This is a genomic window from Bacillus sp. REN3 (assembly GCF_017912555.1).
GTDB lineage: Bacteria > Bacillota > Bacilli > Bacillales > Cytobacillaceae > Mesobacillus.
Map to the genome: position 1 here is coordinate 266,046 of NZ_JAERSD010000002.1, position 17,664 is coordinate 283,709.

Sequence of the window (17,664 nt, forward strand, 5' to 3'; positions counted from 1 at the left end):
CAAATTGAGGAAAATAAAACCAGTCAGTAGGGACGATCAACTGGAAATGAGCACTCCTTCAAGCTCCTTGCTGATCTCCCTTGATCGATCGGCAGCGTGATGGACTGCCTGGGAGATTGCGTGTCCTCCGTTATTCCTTTTTAACGCAGTCAATCCTGCTGCTGTCGTTCCGTTTGGCGAAGTGACATTCTTTCGCAGCGTTGTTGGTGTATCGCCTTTCTCCAGGATCATTTTCGCTGCTCCCAAGATCGTCTGGGCGATAATTTCCCGGACCATGTTTTCATCCATGCCATTTTCGATGCCTGTAAGCTCCATGTGTTCCATCAAATAGTAGAAGTAAGCGGGACCGCTTCCTGCCAGCCCTGTAAAAATGTCCATCTGGTCTTCGGCAATCACAAATACTTTCCCCATTGTACCAAGAAGCTCTTTTACATCCTCCACTTGAGCCATTCCCGAGTTCTTCCCGGGAGAAATCGCAGTAGCGGATTCCTGGATCATGCTTGATGTATTGGGCATGACGCGGATGACCTGCTGGCCATCTTTCAGGTTTTCTTCCATAAACCCAGTGGAAATGCCGGCCAGAACCGAAACAACAAGCTGGCCTGGAGAGATTCTTTCCTTCAAGTCTGCAAGGGCTGCCGCAGCACCCTTCGGCTTCATAGCAAGAATGAACATATCAATCTCCTGATACGGCAGTTCGGATAGGGACGATACGTTCACGCCGTATTTTTCCTCCATCAATCCAAGTCTCGCCCCGTTGCTTTTATTGGTTACAAATACATTTTCCTTCTTTACTTTTCCAGACTTTACAACACCGGAAATCATCGATTCCGCCATTGAACCCGCGCCTAAAAAAGCAATTCTTTTATTATCCAACAAGAACGTTCACCTCTCTATTGAAAGTTGTGTTCGTACACCGTTCGTATTTTTTCAACGGTTCTAATGGTAACACGCTCAGGTTAAGATTCAAGGGAAACGCAGTGATTCGCGAGCAAACGGGCGAGATAATGAATGAAAGCGGAAACATCCTGACCAAAGTGTACTTTAAATTCCCTAGACGATACCTAATCTTCGATAAAGGCGAAATATGCCATAATACACGAGTCGACCGAAAGGCTGAAAAAAGGGTAAGCCCTGCAGCTCCTGCTTATAAAGGGTCACCGTCAGAGATCTCTGGACAGGATCAAACTCCCGGCTCGAAAGCATCCCGTGTTCCATCCTGGAGATGGAATAGCGGCCTTTATTCCCCGACAGTCCGAGGACGGATGGTAGCCGGTTTGGCTAGAAGGCAGCCATGACAGGGGGTTACCACCATTCCTCTTTATGGGATGTTTGCGCTCCCCTGGTTATGACTGTTGATAAGGAATGAAGGAAATCCCGGGAATCCTCACTTTCATCCCGGGTTATGCTCCTTATTGCAAATTGACTTTAATTGTTTTATCTGACCAGAAGCTTGGGAAGTATTGGAGCTGCAGCGCTTTGTCTCCAGCCGGCTGCTCGAAAGCGATTGTTCCGGAAACCTTTCCGCCTGCAGCCAATTCTCCTGACTGAAGGGCTGTATCGGTGTCGATTGTCGTGAACGCCTGGTCGACGATTTGTCCCTGGCTGTTCGCCATCTTGAAGTCGTATGGATTATACGAGATGTTTTCAGTGCCTGCATTGTTGATCTCAACCGTGACAATCACGAATTCATGGCTAGCTTTCGGCTGGTCAAAATCACTGCCTGCTGACTTTTCCACCTTCGTGACAGTCAGGATGTTATCGCCAAGCTGCACTTTTTCGCCAACAGCGAACTCTTCCTTTGCCGGCTGATCTTTTTGCTCCTGTTCTGTTTTCTCTTGAGCCGATGACGATGTTTCTCTTGATTCACCGACCGCCTTTTTGGCTGTTTCCTCTTCCCCGCTGCCGCTTGAGACAGCTGCAATAATCATGATTGCGGCCAACCAGAACCACCATTTTTTATAGAAAGGCTTTTTCATTCCTGTTTCCTCCTTATTGTTTCATTCTTTTTTCCGAAATGGTCTCTGTCACCATTTCATACATTTTCTCTACACCTTCATGAGACGCTTCAAAGGTGTAGGCATGCTTGGCATCAATGCCGATGCTATCCGCTTCCTTAGCTGCATCAATGTTGGCTCCCATGAAAATGAATTCCCAGCTGTACTTTTCCTGCTGATGCGTAATCAGCTCCTTTACCTTCCTATAAGTGAATTCACGGCTGGCATTTTCCATTCCATCTGTTGTTATGACAAAGATTACCTTTCCTGGCCTTTGTTCCTCCACCGTTTTGGACAGCCGCCAGCCAACATCAAGGATTGACTTGCCGATTGCATCCAAAAGGGCAGTGGTTCCCCTCACAAAGTACTCATCCTGTGTCAGCAGTGCATCCTTAGCGTCAATCCCATTCCAGAGAACTTCATATCGATCGTCGAAGAGAACAGTTGTCAGCACGGTCTGACCGTCCAGTTCACATTGTTTTTTCACAAATGAATTGAAGCCTCCAACCGTGTCGCTTTCCAGTCCGGCCATTGAACCGCTACGGTCAAGCAGGAAAATTATCTCTGTCAGATTCTTGTTCACTACCATCTTCCTCCTTAGCTTTATCTGATATAATAATAGCTGGAAGAATCCATTAATTGGTCGCTTGCTAAGCGACATTTCGGGGGATAGCTGCATGCTTGGTAAAAAGATACTGCTAGAATTGCAGGAGTTCGTCGATCAGCATTTGATCATTCAGCTATGTGAGAAATCAGCTGAACCAGATTACGTTCTAGAAAGCATTTCGCAATTTGAAATCGAAAGCTTCATTAAGCAAAAACGGAAACCGACACTGCAGAAAGTGCTGTTTGATTTCATTGATAGAAAAGGGGCAACGGACGCAGAGATTTATAAGAAGGCAGGAATTGACCGACGCCATTTCTCAAAAATCCGTTCGAATCCGGAGTATCGCCCCGGCAAAAACACGATGATTGCTCTCGCCCTTGCGCTTGAGCTGAATAAAAAAGAAACCGACAAGCTGTTAAGCTCTGCCGGCTATTCGTTATCGGACAGTGAACTGTTCGACCTTGTCATTCAATTTTGCATCGAGAAGAAAATCTATGAAATCATACAGGTCAACCAGGCTCTCGATTACTTCAGCCTGAAACCGATTGGAGGAGTATCATAGGAAAAAGCTGAGTGGTGCACTCAGCTTTTTTTCATACATCGACACCCTCCCCACATCCCTTAGCCCACGACTCAAAATCGAGAACGGCCTTTCCCGAGCGTATTTTCGGGGAACAATGCGGGGCAGATCGTGCCCATATGGGTGCTCGGAATTGCAGAACGGGAATTATTCGGAGCGGACGGGAATTACTCGGAGCGGTTCGTGACCAATTGGGGGCTTGGAAACACAAAACGGGAACGCAAACGCGATTTGCGAGACCAAACGGATGCCCGCAAACACAAATCGGGAGTGCAAACAAGCTTTGCGAGACCAAATGGGGGCGCGCAAACACACATCGGGAGTGCAAACGCGATTTGCGAGACCAAATGGGGGCGCGCAAACACACATCGGGAGTGCGAACACTATTTGCGAGACCAAACGGATGCCCGCAAACACACATCGGGAGTGCAAACGCGCTTTGCGAGTCTAAATGGGGGGCGCAAACACACATCGGGAGTGCGAACACGATTTGCGAGACCAAACGGATGCCCGCAAACACAAATTGGGAGTGCAAACAAGCTTTGCGAGTCCAAATGGGGGCGCGCAAACACAAATCGGGAGCGCAAACGCGATTTGCGAGTCCAAATGGGGACGCGCAAACACAAATCGGGAGCGAGCTGGGTCGGATCGCGCCCAAATTATGGCACGGAAAAACAATGCGGCGACGTTCATCATGCTTCTGGTTCGAGTGTCCACTATTCCCCTAAAGATGAAGCAGGAGAACCGTCCCCGTGCTTCACGCTTCGGGTTCGACGTGGACGTGGACGTCGTAGATTTCGTATTCTTCCATGAGTTTTTTCTCGACTCTGGTGGAGATGTCATGGGCATCCATTATATCGAGGTTGGGGGATACAGTGATGATGATGTCGACAACGATGTTGTTTCCATAGCTCCTGGCTTTCAGATCCTTGATCGATTCTACTCCTTCCACATGGCAGATTGTTTCCTTGTATTCTGTGATGAGATCCTGGTCGAATCCGTCTGTCAGCTGGTGGGAGGCATCGCGGAAGATGTCCCATCCTGTTTTGATGATCAGCGATCCGACAAGCAAGGCTGTTACAGGATCGAGCCATGGCAGGCCAAACTGGGAACCAATGATCCCGATGGCCGTCCCGATGCTCACCCATGAATCGGAAAGGTTGTCCTTCGCGGCAGCCATGACGGAGTGGCTCTTAATTTTCAGGGCAAGGTTCTTATTGTAGAGATAAACAATATACATAATTAATGCGGAAAATAAACCTGTCCATGCAGCAATCATGTCCGGGGCATGTGTGACTCCATTGAAAATCGAAGTGACCGCACCAGTGAATACCTGAATGCCAACAATGATCATGATAAAAGAGGCAACCATCGATGCAACCATTTCCGATTTCCAATGCCCGTATAGATGATCTTCATCTGCGGGCTTCTGGGACAGCCTCAATCCAATTAATACGGACACCGATGCCAGGATGTCGGTACTATTGTTAAGACCATCAGCTTTCAATGCTTCGGAATTACTGACATAACCAACTACCAATTTTAAAGCGGATAAAAATATGTAGGCTGCGATGCTGATGATGGCTCCCCGCTCGCCTAGCTTAAGGTTCGAATATCTTTGTTCATCCATTGCCATGCCTCCAATCCACTGCCATTATCATTTTAGCAATCATTCATCGTTTGGGTCTATAGCAACCTTTTTATACCTATCCATGTAAATGACCGTTGTCCAACAATGTTTCCCTAAGGAAAGAAATGCTCATTCCCAGGCTCGCTTCTGCCTTCTAACCTTAGCAAAAAACGTGTTAAATAATCATGCCTTCTGTTAAGGGATGAAACTCCAGGCTCTTATCCCTTTAGTTTTATATAAAATTATGTTAAAATATAAGCTTCCAGAAAGTTGTTAGGAGGGGTTTCATGAGGACAAGGAAAAATTTGTCCCTGAATTTCGTTTTTATTGCGATTGTGCTTTTATGGTTGAAAACCTATGCTGTATATAAATTAAATTTTGATATTGACATTGAAAATAAAATGCAAGAATTCATCTTGTTCATTAATCCATTAAGCTTCCTGATGATAGCCCTCGGTTTTGGGCTGTTCCTCTCGGGCAAAAAGCAAAAAATCTATGTCGTAGCCACTAGTTTTATCTTATCATTCATCTTGTTCGCCAATGCTGTTTATTACCGGGAGTTCAGTGATTTCATCACGATTCCCCTTTTGACACAGACAAGCAATATGGGCGATTTGAAAAGCAGTGTCGGCGAATTGCTCAACTGGACAGATCTTTTATTGTTTGCGGATGTCATTTTGCTGGCAATCCTTGCATTCTCGAAAACTGGCAAAATTTCCTTCAAGAAGCAGCGCACATTGATTGTGTCGGCATTTTATTTAAGTACTGCTGGCATCGCACTGTTTAACCTTGGGCTATCCGAGTCGGAACGCCCTGAATTATTGACCCGTACCTTTGACAGGGAAATCCTTGTGAAGAACATCGGAACCTATAATCACCACATTTACGATGCATTCCTGCAGACGAAATCCACAGCTCAAAGAGCGATGGCTGATGGTAACGAACTGGCAGAGATCGAAAACTATGTGAGAGCACATTATAAAGCACCAAACAAGGAAATGTTCGGCGCAGCCAAAGGGAAAAACGTCATTGTCATCTCAATGGAGTCGACCCAGAACTTTGTGATCGGTCAGAAAGTGAACGGCCAGGAAATTACTCCTTTCCTGAACGATTTCATTAAAGAAAGCTACTACTTTGATAACTTTTATCATCAAACTGCCCAGGGTAAGACATCCGACTCAGAGTTCCTGCTGGAAAACTCATTATACCCATTGGGGCGCGGAGCCGTTTTCTTCACGCATTCTGGGAATGAATACATTTCACTGGCTGAGAAACTGAAGGCCAATTCGTATTACACAGCCAAGCTTCATGCGAACAACAAGAGTTTCTGGAACCGGGATGTCATCTATAACAACTTTGGGTATGACAGGTTCTATTCGCTGGATGATTATGAAGTGAACGACCTGAATTCCGTTGGATGGGGCATGAAGGATATCGACTTCTTCAAACAATCGATGGACCACCTGAAAGAAATGCCGCAGCCATTCTACGCGAAGTTCATTACGCTTACGAACCACTTCCCGTTCGAGTTGGATGAAGAGGACAAATTCATCGAGGAGTTTGATTCCAACAGCAGGACGCTCAACCGCTACTTCCCGACAGTACGGTATACTGATGAAGCTTTGAAGCTATTCATCGAAGATTTGAAGAAATCCGGGCTTTATGAGAATTCGATCATTGTGATTTATGGTGATCATTACGGAATTTCCGAAAACCATAACAAGGCGATGGAGCAGTATCTTGGAAAAGAAATCACTCCTTTCGTTTCGACCCAGCTCCAGCGGGTCCCATTGATCATCCATATTCCGGGACATGAAGGCAAGCAGATTTCAACCGCAGCAGGCCAAATCGACCTTCGTCCGACCCTGTTGAACCTGGCAGGCATAGAAACGAAGGAAGACATCCAATTCGGTACAGACTTGTTCTCCAAACAGCAAGATAACTTCGTTGTCCTGAGGGACGGAAGCTTCATTACCGAAGATGTCGTCTACACGAAAGGCACATGCTACGACAAGGCAACTGGCGAGCAAACCAGCCAGGCAAGCTGTGAACCATACATGGACCAGGCCAAGAGCGAGCTTGAATACTCAGACAAAATCATCTATGGCGACCTGCTTCGCTTTTATGAAAAAAATAACAAATAGCAAAAACCACCCCTTGGGTGGTTTTTTTCTTTATGGTTCGGTTACAGTACCATCGGCCATTCATTGAACCCCTTTTTTCCTCGAACATTGAATCATCCTATTTTCATTGTCTGGAGAGGAATCCAGGAATCATAATGGGCAATTCCCAAGCGGCACTCGAGATTTCCACTTGCTCCTCTTACCGCCAAACAACCGGGTTTTGAGACCGTCTGCCCGCTGCAGACAAATCGCATTTTCAATTTATCCGCCCGGGATTCCGGCAACCTGGACGGATTCTATCCCCGGTTTCTTTAGGCATGTCCTCCAAACGTAAATGTATTCCATATACAGTATTCTTTTTTTATATTTTTTCCCAAACTTTTTCGCGCGCAATGCAGAATTGGCAGAGCTTTATGACACCATGTATGATATATTTTATATATATAAACAGCATTGCAAAATTATTAATAATTTCAATAGATTTCCTGCCACTTAAGCTCTTACATTTTTTCATATTACACATTAATAGTTGCCTGTAAGGATGACCAGATGTACATATCCCAATTCATCAAGAGTGAGTAAAGTAGTTTTAAAGAATAGGGGGCCACGTCATTATGGAAATCGAACATATTGTAAGGGTTGTTAACGAGTGGGACATTATCAAGGCACGGTCTTTAGGGAGGAAAGCAGCTAGGGAACTGGGCTTCAATGCTGTCGACCAGGCACGAATTGTCGTCGTTGTCAGTGAACTTGCAAGGAATATTGTCAAATATGCCGGCAGCGGTGAAATCCGGATTTCCTGCCTCTGCAATGGCAGCAGTAAAGGAATGCATATCCATGCAGCCGATGAAGGGCCAGGCATGGATATCAGGCAGGTACTGAAGGACGGATATTCGACATCAAGAGGGCTGGGAGCAGGGCTTCCGGGTATCAAACGCTTGATGGATAGTTTTATTGCCAGTTCCTCCCCTGGCAGTGGAACATCGATATCAGCGACCCTGTGGCTGAAGAATTCCGCAGGAAGAGTGACTACATAAAAGAACGTTTATATAAATCAAGCCTGATTCACTTGCTGAATCAGGCTTTTGTTATTTGACCAAAGGTGCTTTGAAGATATCCAGTACGAAGCCGTGTATGGCTGCTACAGGAAGGAATGCGAACAGGCTGAGGATCATGCCGATTTCATAGATAAAACTTGTTTTTTCAACAGGTTTTCCCTTCAGGCGGCTTCTCAGCGCACTGTAGGCGATTCCATAACTGTTGCCAATCATTATCATCCGGATGGCTCCAAGGATTCCCACCGCTTGTTCCCTTCCATAATATTCCTGGATTGTTTCCCATGTTTCCTTCGAAGGCATGCCCTTTGTATCCGCATAATGCTGCGCGAACAAAATAGCCTTCATTTCCTCCCCAGGTATCCCTTCCGTCGTGCCGGACAGGATATCCTGGATCTCCTCATTGCTCATCCCCTGTTCCAAAGCAATCTTAGTATGGCCATAAGTGCAGACTTCACAGCCATTCACTTCGGTGACAGCAAGCATGATCCTTTCAATGAACTTCGAGGAGATCTGCCCATTCTTCTTGTTCCTTACAAGGTACTTTACCGTTCTCAAGCCTTTATAAAGGGCGTCATACCCTTCTCCAATACTATAGACCTTTTTATAAAACTGCTGTGCCATTCTGTTCTCCTTTTGCAAATCCGCTTTTTTGCCAGTCGCTAATAAGCAATTCTAGCACAACGGCTCCAATCCAGACATCAAAATGCTCACCCTTTTTTCAAGCTTTCAATCCTTCTCACGGCCTGTTTCCGATAGCTGATAAGCGTCATTGAGTCATTGATTTTTTTTCGTTCTCCATATTGCTTATAGCCCATCTTTTCATACAGGTAACGATTTCGTTCCTCGGTCAGGATGGTATCGAGCTCCCACTCATCTGCCTCTGGGTACATGAGCTCGAGCCGTGCCATTATTTTCTGGGCAAGGCCCTTGTTTTGGTACTTTTCAAGGATATTGATGATATGGAGGCGCATCAGCCCAGGTTTTTTCTGATAGACGAATACACTCCCTGCCAGCTGGCTCTCAAAGAAAATCTTATAATAATCGCCGATTTGGAATCTTTTTAAAAAACGTTCCAGCGTTTGGGTCACTGGGCTTGTTTCGTGATCCCTGTATTTTTGATAGAGCGGCAAAAAAACTTCCTTTTGGAGCGCCAGCAATTCCTCTGCATCTTCGGCTGCCGCTTTTTTAAGAGAGACGCCGCTCCCGGCCATGCCAAATAGGAGATCGAGGTATTGATATGGAATGAATTCCCTTGTTTTGGCCAATCCCCGGATTTCCTCTTCACTTGCCCATTTGGCATCGGCTACTTCATCTTCCTGCAGCCTTAGGCTGCTGATTTCGGTATTCTGTCTGACAAGCCAGACATCATCAAAACCGGACTCAAATTTAATCGTGAACAGCCTTTCGCCATTTTTCATATCCAGCGCAAGGCCCAACTCTTCTTCCGCTTCGCGGATGGCAGCCTGTTCACTGTTGTCCCCCTGCAGCGCTGAACCTGCTGCTGAACTGTCCCACTTATTGGCCCAGCCTTTCTTCCAAGGCTGTCTTTTCTGGATCAGGAATTGCCCCTTGTCGTTCATCACCCAGACATGGACGACAAGATGGTAATCCCCCTCTTTCATTTTTTTGCCCCGCTCATGCGTACGCCCTGTTTTCTGCCTGTATTGATTGAATACATCCCATCGTTCGAGAGGATTTTCTCCCCTATACTCCCTATTTTCGGTCATCGCTGCATACTCCCCGTCGTCTTGCACGTATATTTTTGTTATTTTAACATGATTAGGGAAGAATTTGGAAAAATTTATCGTCATATTTTTTATTCAGTAAAATTTTGATTTAACGGCTTTTTTTGTTATCGTTTATTTTATAGGAAATAAGGGAGAGATGTAGTTTGGAATATATACTTTTGCTGATTGGTTTTGTCCTGCTCATCAAAGGAGCGGATTATTTTGTTGAAGGTGCCTCGAATATTGCTTATCTGTTGAGGATTTCCCCTTTGCTTGTCGGTTTGACGATCGTCGCGTTCGGGACAAGCTCGCCGGAAGCTACCGTCAGTATCATCGCTGCCCTTGAAGGCAGCAGTGCTGTTTCGTTAGGAAACGTAATCGGAAGCAATATTTTCAATATTACGCTTGTCGTAGGGATCACCGCCATCCTTAACCCGCTGATGGTAGAAAGAACGACACTCCGCAAAGAAATTCCCTTCACCCTGCTCGCGAGCATCGCCCTATGGGTAATGATTAGCGATGTAGCCCTCCAGGGTTCAGGCAGCAATTTGATCACAAGGAGCGAAGGGATCATCCTGCTGCTATTCTTGGGGATTTTCTTGTACTATATTTTCGAATTGGCAATGAACAACCGTGCAGACGGAATCGAGGAGATACCTGCATCCGCCGCGGGAACATGGGGGAAGAACATTTTCCGGACGCTGGCTGGATTGGCAGCAATCATATTTGGGGGAGATATGGTTGTAGATAGTGCCACGAAAATCGCCCTTTCCGTAGGCATGAGCGAAACGCTTGTCGGTCTGACAATCGTCGCTGTCGGTACATCATTGCCTGAGCTGATCACGTCGATTACAGCCGCCTTGAAAAAGCAAAGCGAAATTGCACTTGGAAACATCGTCGGGAGCAATATTTTCAATATCCTGTTCGTCCTCGGGGCTTCAGCAACGATTTCCCCATTGCAGGTCGACGGGAAAATCTTCTTCGATATTGCGGTAATGGTCACCTTGACAGTTATCCTCCTTGCCTTTTCAAGGACAAAATTCAGGATCTCAAAAATAGAGGGAACAATCCTCTCAGCAGGATACATTGCCTATATGATTTATATCATTATCCGTAATTAATCATCCCCAAAAACAATCCCGCCTTACTTTAATCAGACGGGATTGGATCGGGAGTATCTAAAGTGAACACATGAGTGTCTCACCTTGCCTTTTGGCCCACAAGAAGTGGTGATATTGTGGCAAAAGAGTGATGCGGCCCATTCCGAGCTTTGGAGAGCGGTGAATTGGGACGCAAGGACCGGATGCGTGACGTTTCATGCTTCGGTGAGCGGACAATTGGGATGCAAGCGCGCTTTGCGTGACGTTTCGGCCTTCAGTGAGCGGACAATTGGGACGCATGGGCGCTTTGCGTGACGTTTCGGGCTTCGGTGAGCGGACAATTGGGACGCAAGCGCGCTTTGCGTGACGTTTCATGCTTCGGTGAGCGGACAATTGGGACGCAAGCGCGCTTTGCAAGACGTTTCGTACTCCGGTGAGCGGACAATTGGGACGCAAGCGCACTTTGCGTGACGTTTCGGGCTTCGGTGAGCGGACAATTGGGACGCAAGGGACCCTTGCGTGACGTTTCATGCTTCGGTGAGCGGCCAAGTGGGACGCAAGAGCGCTTTGCAAGACGTTTCGTACTCCGGTGAGCGGACAATTGGGACGCAAGCGCGCTTTGCGTGACGTTTCATGCTTCGGTGAGCGGACAAGTGGGACGCAAGCGCGCTTTGCAAGACGTTTCGTACTCCGGTGAGCGGACAATTGGGACGCATGGGCGCTTTGCGTGACGTTTCATGCTTCGGTGAGCGGACAATTGGGACGCAAGGGACCGGATGCGTGACGTTTCATGCTTCGGTGAGCGGACAATTGGGACGCAAGGGACCCTTGCGTGACGTTTCATGCTTCGGTAAGCGGCCAAGTGGGACGCAAGCGCGCTTTGCGAGACGTTTCATGCTCCGGACAGTGGCGAAGTGGGACGCAAGTGACGATTGCGAACCATTTGAAGCTTCGGATAGAAGGGAAGTGGGACGCAAGTGAGGTTGTGCGTTACCACTTCAACTCCAGGAATGAATCGCAATTTGCACCCCGATGCATCCAGGCAAAATTAAATAGGCCCTCAAGCAAACGAGGGCCTATTTTTGCTCAATAATCAAGTTCATGACTTGTTCTTTTTTGGGAAGTGCGGAAATCGCGCCTTTTCCCGTTGTGGTCAGCGCTCCGCTCGCATTGGCGAACTTCAGGATATCGGCATGCTTGGCGGAAAGGACTTCGCCCAGGTTTCCTGGTGTTGCTTTCTGTTCAAGCAGCTGGAACAGGAAGCCGCCGATGAAGGCATCGCCTGCACCGGTTGTATCCTGGACGTCAACCTTGTATCCGGAGGAAGTCCATTTTGCGTCCTTGCTATAAAGGTCCGCTCCTGCTGCACCTTTCGTGTAGACGACTGCCTGGACATCTCCTTTGAAAAGCGACTGGACCGCGGCTTCGACATCGTTTATGCCTGTAATGAATTCCAGCTCTTCATCCGAAATTTTCACGAGATGGGCAAGCGGAAGAAATTCCAAAATCGCTGCCCGGCAATCATCAGGATTGTCCCAAAGCGGCAACCTCACATTTGGATCGAAGCTGATCAGTCCCCCTTTTTCCTTTACCAGGCTGATTGCCCGTCTATGTGCTTGCTTCATTGGACTCTCGACAAGATCGACAGAACAGAAATGCAGTGCATCTCCAGCCTTGAACCAGTCGGGATCAAGTTCATCCTCGGTAAAAAGCAAGTCGGCGGACGGCTTGCGGTAAAAAGAGAAATCGCGTTCGCCGTTATCTTTCAAAGACACAAAAGCCAGTGCTGTATTTGCTTCATCCGTACGAAGGATTTTATCGATTTCCACGCCTGCATTGGCGAGCTGCTCAACAAGGAAATCGCCAAAGGCATCCTCGCCAAGCTTCGTGATCATCGAAGCATCCTGCCCGTACTTGGCCACAGCGGCAGCAACATTGGCCGGAGCCCCGCCAGGAGCACGTTCAAAAGAAACGACATCCTTCAAAGCGACACCTTTTTGCTGCGGGATAAAGTCAATCAATACTTCTCCGATTGAATATAGTTTCGCCATCTTCTCACCCCTTAATCGAAATTCCTTGTGCCAGCTCATGCTTTTTGCAGCTGACATGCATGTTTCCATCGCTGGAAAGGATGATTCCTTTCGACTCTTCTTTAGGAAATACACGTGTGGTGAACACCACTTCGCCATCATTCACAAAAATCTCGGCAATGCTTCGATCAACGAATACCTGTACCTTCATGCTGCTGCCGATTTCCAGTTCTGAGCTTCTGATGTATCCGTATTTCCCTCCGAAGGATGCTTCGAATTTCCCCCGATCCAGACTGACTGTCTGACTGCTGCGGTCGAATTCCAGCACCAACCCTTCTGTTTCGGACGCAAACAACTCTAATCCGAACTTACACGCACCCTGTCCGTTAAAATGGATTTCAAGCTCAAACTGGCTGGACTTGTTCTCGATTTGCTTTTTACCCTCAAACTCGAATTCAGCCGTTTCCTCCCCTTCTCTCAACTGCTCCAATTCCTTCGCAGGCTTCTGGACAAGCTTGCCGTCCGCGATACCAAGTTCACGCGGAATCGACAGGCAATGCGCCCACTTCTCCTCATCCGAAGGATAATCGATTTCCCCCATGCCTGCCCATGAAATGAGCAGCCGCTCATTGTTTTTGCCGGAAAAAGTCTGTGGCGCATAAAAATCAAAGCCCTTATCCAATTCCTGATAATGGTTCACATCAAACGTGAGATGATGAAGATCAAGCCGGCCAAGTGCATAAATGACGTTGTATAGATTATGGTAATCATGCCCTTCCGCCTTCAGGCCCTGCGGCGAAAAGACGAGGACATCATGTCCATCCAACTTGAAATAGTCAGGACATTCGAGCATATAAACGGATGGTGGGAAATCAAGACCAAGCTGCAATTCTCCCTTGAATGACCAGTCGATGGCATTGTCCGATTCATATACGATGAGCGCGCCGGTCAAATCCGTCTTTTGCGCGCCGAGCAGCATGTAATAGCGTCCATTTTCCGTAAAAACCTTCGGGTCACGGACATGGCCGGTATAGCCCTCGGGCACCCCTTCAATCAACGGGTTGCCATTATATTTCGTGATTGTCCCATCCCTGTCCATAATCGCCAGGCACTGGTTCGCCGATCGTTCCTCAGCTCCATATTTCACATTTCCAGTGTAATAGAGATACAGCCTGCCGTCGACCTCGAGCGAAGCGCCGGAATAAGCACCGTGGGATTCATACTCTTCAACTGGAACAAGTGCGGCCGGCAGCCTTTCCCAGTTGGCGAGATCAGCTGATTTCACATGACCCCAGTGCTTCATGCCATGGCAGGCGTCGAAAGGATACCACTGATAGAATACATGGAATTCACCATTGAAATACGCCAGCCCGTTAGGATCATTAATCAAACCGTATTGGGGGTGGATATGGAAAGCCGGCTTCCATCTGGAATCGGCCGACTTCTGCCTCAATTCCTCAAGCTCGTTCTCCTTTGCTTCATGGATCGTTCTGTATTTTGGTCCAGGATCTCTTGCCATGTTGTCTTCCCTCCTGCTGAAATAGCGATGAGAGGAATTTCTTCCTCCCATCCTAAGTAAATGCACGTAGCTTGCGCATGCTCTTATTTGATTGTATCTGTCTGCTGATGCTCTTTTAACATTTTGTCAGAGAAACCAAACATCCATGTCAAAACAAAGGCTGTAGCAATTGCAATGATATTAACCAATAAATAGAGGACGATTTGTCCGTTTAAGTAAAGCAATGTACCTGGAATAACCGTAATTGCCATTCCTGTCGCTTTCAAACCAAAGATGGAGGCGAAAAATCCGCCCACACCGCCGCCAACAAGCCCCATCACAAACGGCTTTCCGTATCTCAGGTTCACACCGAAGATAGCAGGTTCAGTAATCCCTAGGAAAGCAGATAAAGAGGATGGCAGCGCGAGCGCTTTTAACTTTTTAGACTTTGATTTCAGTCCAACCGCAAGTGCGGCACCTCCCTGGGCAGCAACGGCACATGTGACAATTGCGTTATAAGGGTTAAAGCCCAATTTCTCAAGCAAGGAAATTTCAAGCATATTGAAAACGTGGTGGACACCAGTAACAACAATGATTTGGTTCAAGGAACCGATCAGGAAGCCGCTGATTCCAAAAGGCCATTCCAATACAGCAACTGTTGCATCCAGGATGACATTCTCAACTGTATGGAACACCGGGCCGATCACAAACAAGGCAAGGCTGATCATGATCAGTAATGTTAAAAATGGTGTGACGATCAAATCGAAAGTATCGGCAACCCGTTTGCGTATTTGCTGTTCAAGCTTTGCCCCTACGATCCCGGCAATGAATGCAGGGAGAACGGACCCTTGATAGCCAACAACCGGGATGAAGCCAAGGAACATGATCGGCTCTGCTCCGCCTCCGGCTACATTCCAGGCGTTCGGCAAGGATGGACTAACCAGCATGAGACCAAGGACTAGACCGATAATAGGCGAACCGCCAAATACCCTGAAAGTAGACCAGGCCACAAGCGCCGGCAAGAAGATGAAAGCTGTATCTGTCAACACTTGGGTGAACAGGATGAAGTTTTGTGATACATCATCCGGTGTCATGCCAAATAATGCGAGGATCTGCTCCTGCATGACCAGCCCGCGCAGACCCATGAACAAACCGGTGGCGACCAGCGCTGGAATGATTGGCACGAATACATCGCCAAAAGAACGGATCGCTCTCTGGAAGGCTGTTCCGCTTTTAGCAGCCTCTTTTGACTGCTCAGCCTTTGTTGAGCCGCCAACTCCAAGCGCAATGACTTCTTCATATACCTTATTGACGGTGCCCGTTCCCAGAATCACCTGATATTGGCCGGAATTGAAAAAGGCTCCCTTAACCTTATCAATCTCTTCCACTTTCTGCTGATCTATTTTTTCCTTGTCCTTTACCATGATTCTCAGCCTAGTAGCACAGTGGGCAGCTGACAGGATATTTTCCTGTCCGCCGACCGCTTCGATAATCTCTTTCGCAATCTCACGATGGTCAGCCATCTTCAACACTCCTTTTTGATAAATGATAGTTGTAAAAATTAGATGAATAAAGACATATATGCATTACCGTTGTGCTTTCTCTCTTTCCGGAACCGGTTCCAACCAAGAATAAAAAAATTCGGGTTATCCTGTCATTTTCTATACAACTGACAGGAACCGGTTCCACATGTTCATTTTATTACAACACACTCAACTTTTCAACCCATTTTGTAAACCTTTTCATTTATTTTCATCATCCTGGGAAATGTTCCACCATTCCAAACACCGTGTACAGGGGGCTGACTCGCCCCCATTGGAACCCGTTAATTCAAGTTTTTCACGCTTTCGCCTTCAATAAAGGTGAATCCGGATACCTGCAATGGCGGCACCTCTTCCCCATTGGTCATTTTTATGATCGTATGTGCTGCTGTCACCCCAGTCGCTTCACTGTTGAACCGGATGGTCGTCAATGCCGGGTGGATCACTTCGGAAATGTTGTATCCGCCAAACCCCGCCAGGGAATAATCCTCCGGTACTTTTTTCCCCAGCCTGGAAATCGTTTTAAGGGCGCCAAAAGCTATATTGTCCGTTGCCCCGATGATGGCTGTTGGCTGGTAGTTCTCCAGCATATCCCTTGTTACCCTGGCTGCGTCCTGGAAATCAAACTCGGTTTGAAAGGTTTTTACATCCGTGACACCCGCTTTGGCAAGTCCATCGATTATTCCCTGTTTCCGCCTCTGCCCAACCGCAATATCACTTTCAGTTACCCCAAGATAGGCTACCGTTTGATGTCCCTTTCCGGCAATGTATTGGCCCATCTCAAACCCAGCCCGGTAATCATCATTGATGATGCATGTGAATTCCTCTGATTCCTGGGCAACGACCAGAACAGGAATTTCGATGGCATTGATGGTTTCAATATGTTTCTTCGTTACCCCTGTCGCAATCAAAATGATCCCGTCCACCTTCTGGCGGGAAAAACTGATCAGGCTTTCGATTTCCCTGTCGACACTCTTGCTCGTACTGACAATGAGTGTTGTATACTCACGCTTCCGAAGCTCCTCATCAATTGCCATCAGGATCGTTGACGTGACGAAGGAATCAAGCGTCGGGGCAATCACGCCGATGAAATTCGTCTTCTTGGCCTTCAGGCTTTGGGCGAACGAATTCGGCTCGTAATTCGTCTCTTCGATGACCTTGCGGATTCTCTCTTTCGTTTTTTCACTGACATTGCCGCCGTTTAAATATCTTGAAACTGTGCTTTTGGCAACACCGGCAAGCTCGGCAATATCATTTATCGTCGTTTTCATGCATTGATCACCTGATTTCTGGCTCTTTCTCGAATGCCTTCATTATATAATATCGTTCTGGCTGGTGAAAGGAGGAGATTTGACTTGGAAAGGACCGGAACCATAGGCAAAAATCCTTGAAGGAAATCATGATTCCGCTGACCCACTTCCAATATCTCCTTTTAAAAACACCAAAAAATTTCCCATCGATCCCAGTATCCTCGCACTTCTTTAGGATTCTTTCGAGGTCCTGGACTGTTAATTCCCTTAGGCTGTTTTCGTAAACTTTGGTGTTTTTTAATAAATAGCTGATTTCCAATCCAGGCTGCTGGCTTTCCGCGGCGTGTGAGCTGAACCCCGCCCTTGTGTGTTCTCTCTTCCCTCTGATTCCGCTGGATTCTGAATGAGTTCCTGCGAATTCACCCATGCACAAGGAAAATGTGTCCGCATTTTTAATGAGTCTTGCATCTGCCGTTCCGATTAATCTTTTTCAAATTGATTTATAAAACAGCCTTCCCTTATT

General features: G+C 47.1%; 14 protein-coding genes. 4 read left to right on the top strand and 10 right to left on the bottom strand.

From position 1 onward, the window contains the following. Positions 1 to 36: 36 nt before the first annotated feature. From proC to JJQ88_RS02765, 3 genes are all read right to left on the bottom strand, one after another. A complete protein-coding gene (gene proC, locus JJQ88_RS02755; protein ID WP_210364195.1) occupies positions 37 to 876 on the bottom strand; it encodes a pyrroline-5-carboxylate reductase in 840 nt (279 codons plus the stop codon). Positions 877 to 1,412: 536 nt separating this feature from the next. After that, entirely contained in the window at positions 1,413 to 1,979 is a 567-nt protein-coding gene (locus tag JJQ88_RS02760; RefSeq protein ID WP_246860889.1) for a DUF4352 domain-containing protein, read from the bottom strand. A 13-nt stretch (positions 1,980 to 1,992) separates the two neighbouring features. Continuing rightward, the gene (locus JJQ88_RS02765) at positions 1,993 to 2,580 is read right to left on the bottom strand and encodes a vWA domain-containing protein (protein WP_210364196.1); all 588 of its coding nucleotides are present in this window, start codon (positions 2,578 to 2,580) and stop codon (positions 1,993 to 1,995) included. Positions 2,581 to 2,674: 94 nt separating this feature from the next. Here JJQ88_RS02765 and JJQ88_RS02770 point away from each other — a divergent pair, with 94 nt between their 5' ends. Continuing rightward, entirely contained in the window at positions 2,675 to 3,166 is a 492-nt protein-coding gene (locus JJQ88_RS02770) for a hypothetical protein (protein WP_210364197.1), read from the top strand. 775 nt (positions 3,167 to 3,941) lie between these two features. On the opposite strand, the gene JJQ88_RS02775 is transcribed toward JJQ88_RS02770, so the two are convergent. Further along, complete coding sequence (locus JJQ88_RS02775) at positions 3,942 to 4,814, bottom strand: cation diffusion facilitator family transporter (RefSeq protein ID WP_210364198.1); 873 nt, start codon at positions 4,812 to 4,814, stop codon at positions 3,942 to 3,944. A 287-nt stretch (positions 4,815 to 5,101) separates the two neighbouring features. Between JJQ88_RS02775 and JJQ88_RS02780 the strand changes: the two genes are divergently transcribed. Next, the gene (locus tag JJQ88_RS02780) at positions 5,102 to 6,958 is read left to right on the top strand and encodes an LTA synthase family protein (RefSeq protein ID WP_210364199.1); all 1,857 of its coding nucleotides are present in this window, start codon (positions 5,102 to 5,104) and stop codon (positions 6,956 to 6,958) included. A gap of 593 nt (positions 6,959 to 7,551) precedes the next feature. Continuing rightward, complete coding sequence (locus tag JJQ88_RS02785) at positions 7,552 to 7,974, top strand: anti-sigma regulatory factor (RefSeq protein ID WP_210364200.1); 423 nt, start codon at positions 7,552 to 7,554, stop codon at positions 7,972 to 7,974. A gap of 51 nt (positions 7,975 to 8,025) precedes the next feature. Here JJQ88_RS02785 and JJQ88_RS02790 read toward each other — a convergent pair whose 3' ends face one another. After that, complete coding sequence (locus tag JJQ88_RS02790) at positions 8,026 to 8,616, bottom strand: carboxymuconolactone decarboxylase family protein (protein ID WP_210364201.1); 591 nt, start codon at positions 8,614 to 8,616, stop codon at positions 8,026 to 8,028. An 86-nt stretch (positions 8,617 to 8,702) separates the two neighbouring features. Beyond that, the gene (locus tag JJQ88_RS02795; RefSeq protein WP_210364202.1) at positions 8,703 to 9,722 is read right to left on the bottom strand and encodes a GNAT family N-acetyltransferase; all 1,020 of its coding nucleotides are present in this window, start codon (positions 9,720 to 9,722) and stop codon (positions 8,703 to 8,705) included. Positions 9,723 to 9,886: 164 nt separating this feature from the next. Between JJQ88_RS02795 and JJQ88_RS02800 the strand changes: the two genes are divergently transcribed. Then, positions 9,887 to 10,843 (top strand): calcium/sodium antiporter, encoded by a 957-nt coding sequence (locus tag JJQ88_RS02800; RefSeq protein ID WP_210364203.1) that lies wholly within the window; start codon positions 9,887 to 9,889, stop codon positions 10,841 to 10,843. Between the two features lie 1,055 nt (positions 10,844 to 11,898). Here the strand turns inward: JJQ88_RS02800 and JJQ88_RS02805 are convergent. From JJQ88_RS02805 to JJQ88_RS02820, 4 genes are all read right to left on the bottom strand, one after another. Next, the gene (locus tag JJQ88_RS02805; protein WP_210364204.1) at positions 11,899 to 12,873 is read right to left on the bottom strand and encodes a carbohydrate kinase family protein; all 975 of its coding nucleotides are present in this window, start codon (positions 12,871 to 12,873) and stop codon (positions 11,899 to 11,901) included. Between the two features lie 4 nt (positions 12,874 to 12,877). Further along, on the bottom strand, positions 12,878 to 14,371 hold the full coding sequence (locus JJQ88_RS02810; RefSeq protein ID WP_210364205.1) for a glycoside hydrolase family 32 protein: 1,494 nt from the start codon (positions 14,369 to 14,371) through the stop codon (positions 12,878 to 12,880). Positions 14,372 to 14,454: 83 nt separating this feature from the next. Next, positions 14,455 to 15,873: a sucrose-specific PTS transporter subunit IIBC gene (locus tag JJQ88_RS02815; protein ID WP_210364206.1), complete on the bottom strand. Its 1,419-nt coding sequence runs from the start codon at positions 15,871 to 15,873 to the stop codon at positions 14,455 to 14,457. Positions 15,874 to 16,175: 302 nt separating this feature from the next. Continuing rightward, complete coding sequence (locus tag JJQ88_RS02820; RefSeq protein WP_210364207.1) at positions 16,176 to 17,162, bottom strand: LacI family DNA-binding transcriptional regulator; 987 nt, start codon at positions 17,160 to 17,162, stop codon at positions 16,176 to 16,178. Positions 17,163 to 17,664 lie beyond the last annotated feature (502 nt).

What these genes read in the sequence shown, in the direction of transcription:
- JJQ88_RS02760 (WP_246860889.1), bottom strand. Translation starts at nt 1,979, where the DNA reads ATGAAAAAGCCTTTCTATAAAAAATGGTGGTTCTGGTTGGCCGCAATC.
- JJQ88_RS02785 (WP_210364200.1), top strand. Translation starts at nt 7,552, where the DNA reads ATGGAAATCGAACATATTGTAAGGGTTGTTAACGAGTGGGACATTATC.
- JJQ88_RS02815 (WP_210364206.1), bottom strand. Translation starts at nt 15,873, where the DNA reads ATGGCTGACCATCGTGAGATTGCGAAAGAGATTATCGAAGCGGTCGGC.
- JJQ88_RS02795 (WP_210364202.1), bottom strand. Translation starts at nt 9,722, where the DNA reads ATGACCGAAAATAGGGAGTATAGGGGAGAAAATCCTCTCGAACGATGG.
- JJQ88_RS02775 (WP_210364198.1), bottom strand. Translation starts at nt 4,814, where the DNA reads ATGGATGAACAAAGATATTCGAACCTTAAGCTAGGCGAGCGGGGAGCC.
- JJQ88_RS02805 (WP_210364204.1), bottom strand. Translation starts at nt 12,873, where the DNA reads ATGGCGAAACTATATTCAATCGGAGAAGTATTGATTGACTTTATCCCG.
- JJQ88_RS02820 (WP_210364207.1), bottom strand. Translation starts at nt 17,162, where the DNA reads ATGAAAACGACGATAAATGATATTGCCGAGCTTGCCGGTGTTGCCAAA.
- JJQ88_RS02810 (WP_210364205.1), bottom strand. Translation starts at nt 14,371, where the DNA reads ATGGCAAGAGATCCTGGACCAAAATACAGAACGATCCATGAAGCAAAG.
- JJQ88_RS02770 (WP_210364197.1), top strand. Translation starts at nt 2,675, where the DNA reads ATGCTTGGTAAAAAGATACTGCTAGAATTGCAGGAGTTCGTCGATCAG.
- JJQ88_RS02790 (WP_210364201.1), bottom strand. Translation starts at nt 8,616, where the DNA reads ATGGCACAGCAGTTTTATAAAAAGGTCTATAGTATTGGAGAAGGGTAT.
- JJQ88_RS02780 (WP_210364199.1), top strand. Translation starts at nt 5,102, where the DNA reads ATGAGGACAAGGAAAAATTTGTCCCTGAATTTCGTTTTTATTGCGATT.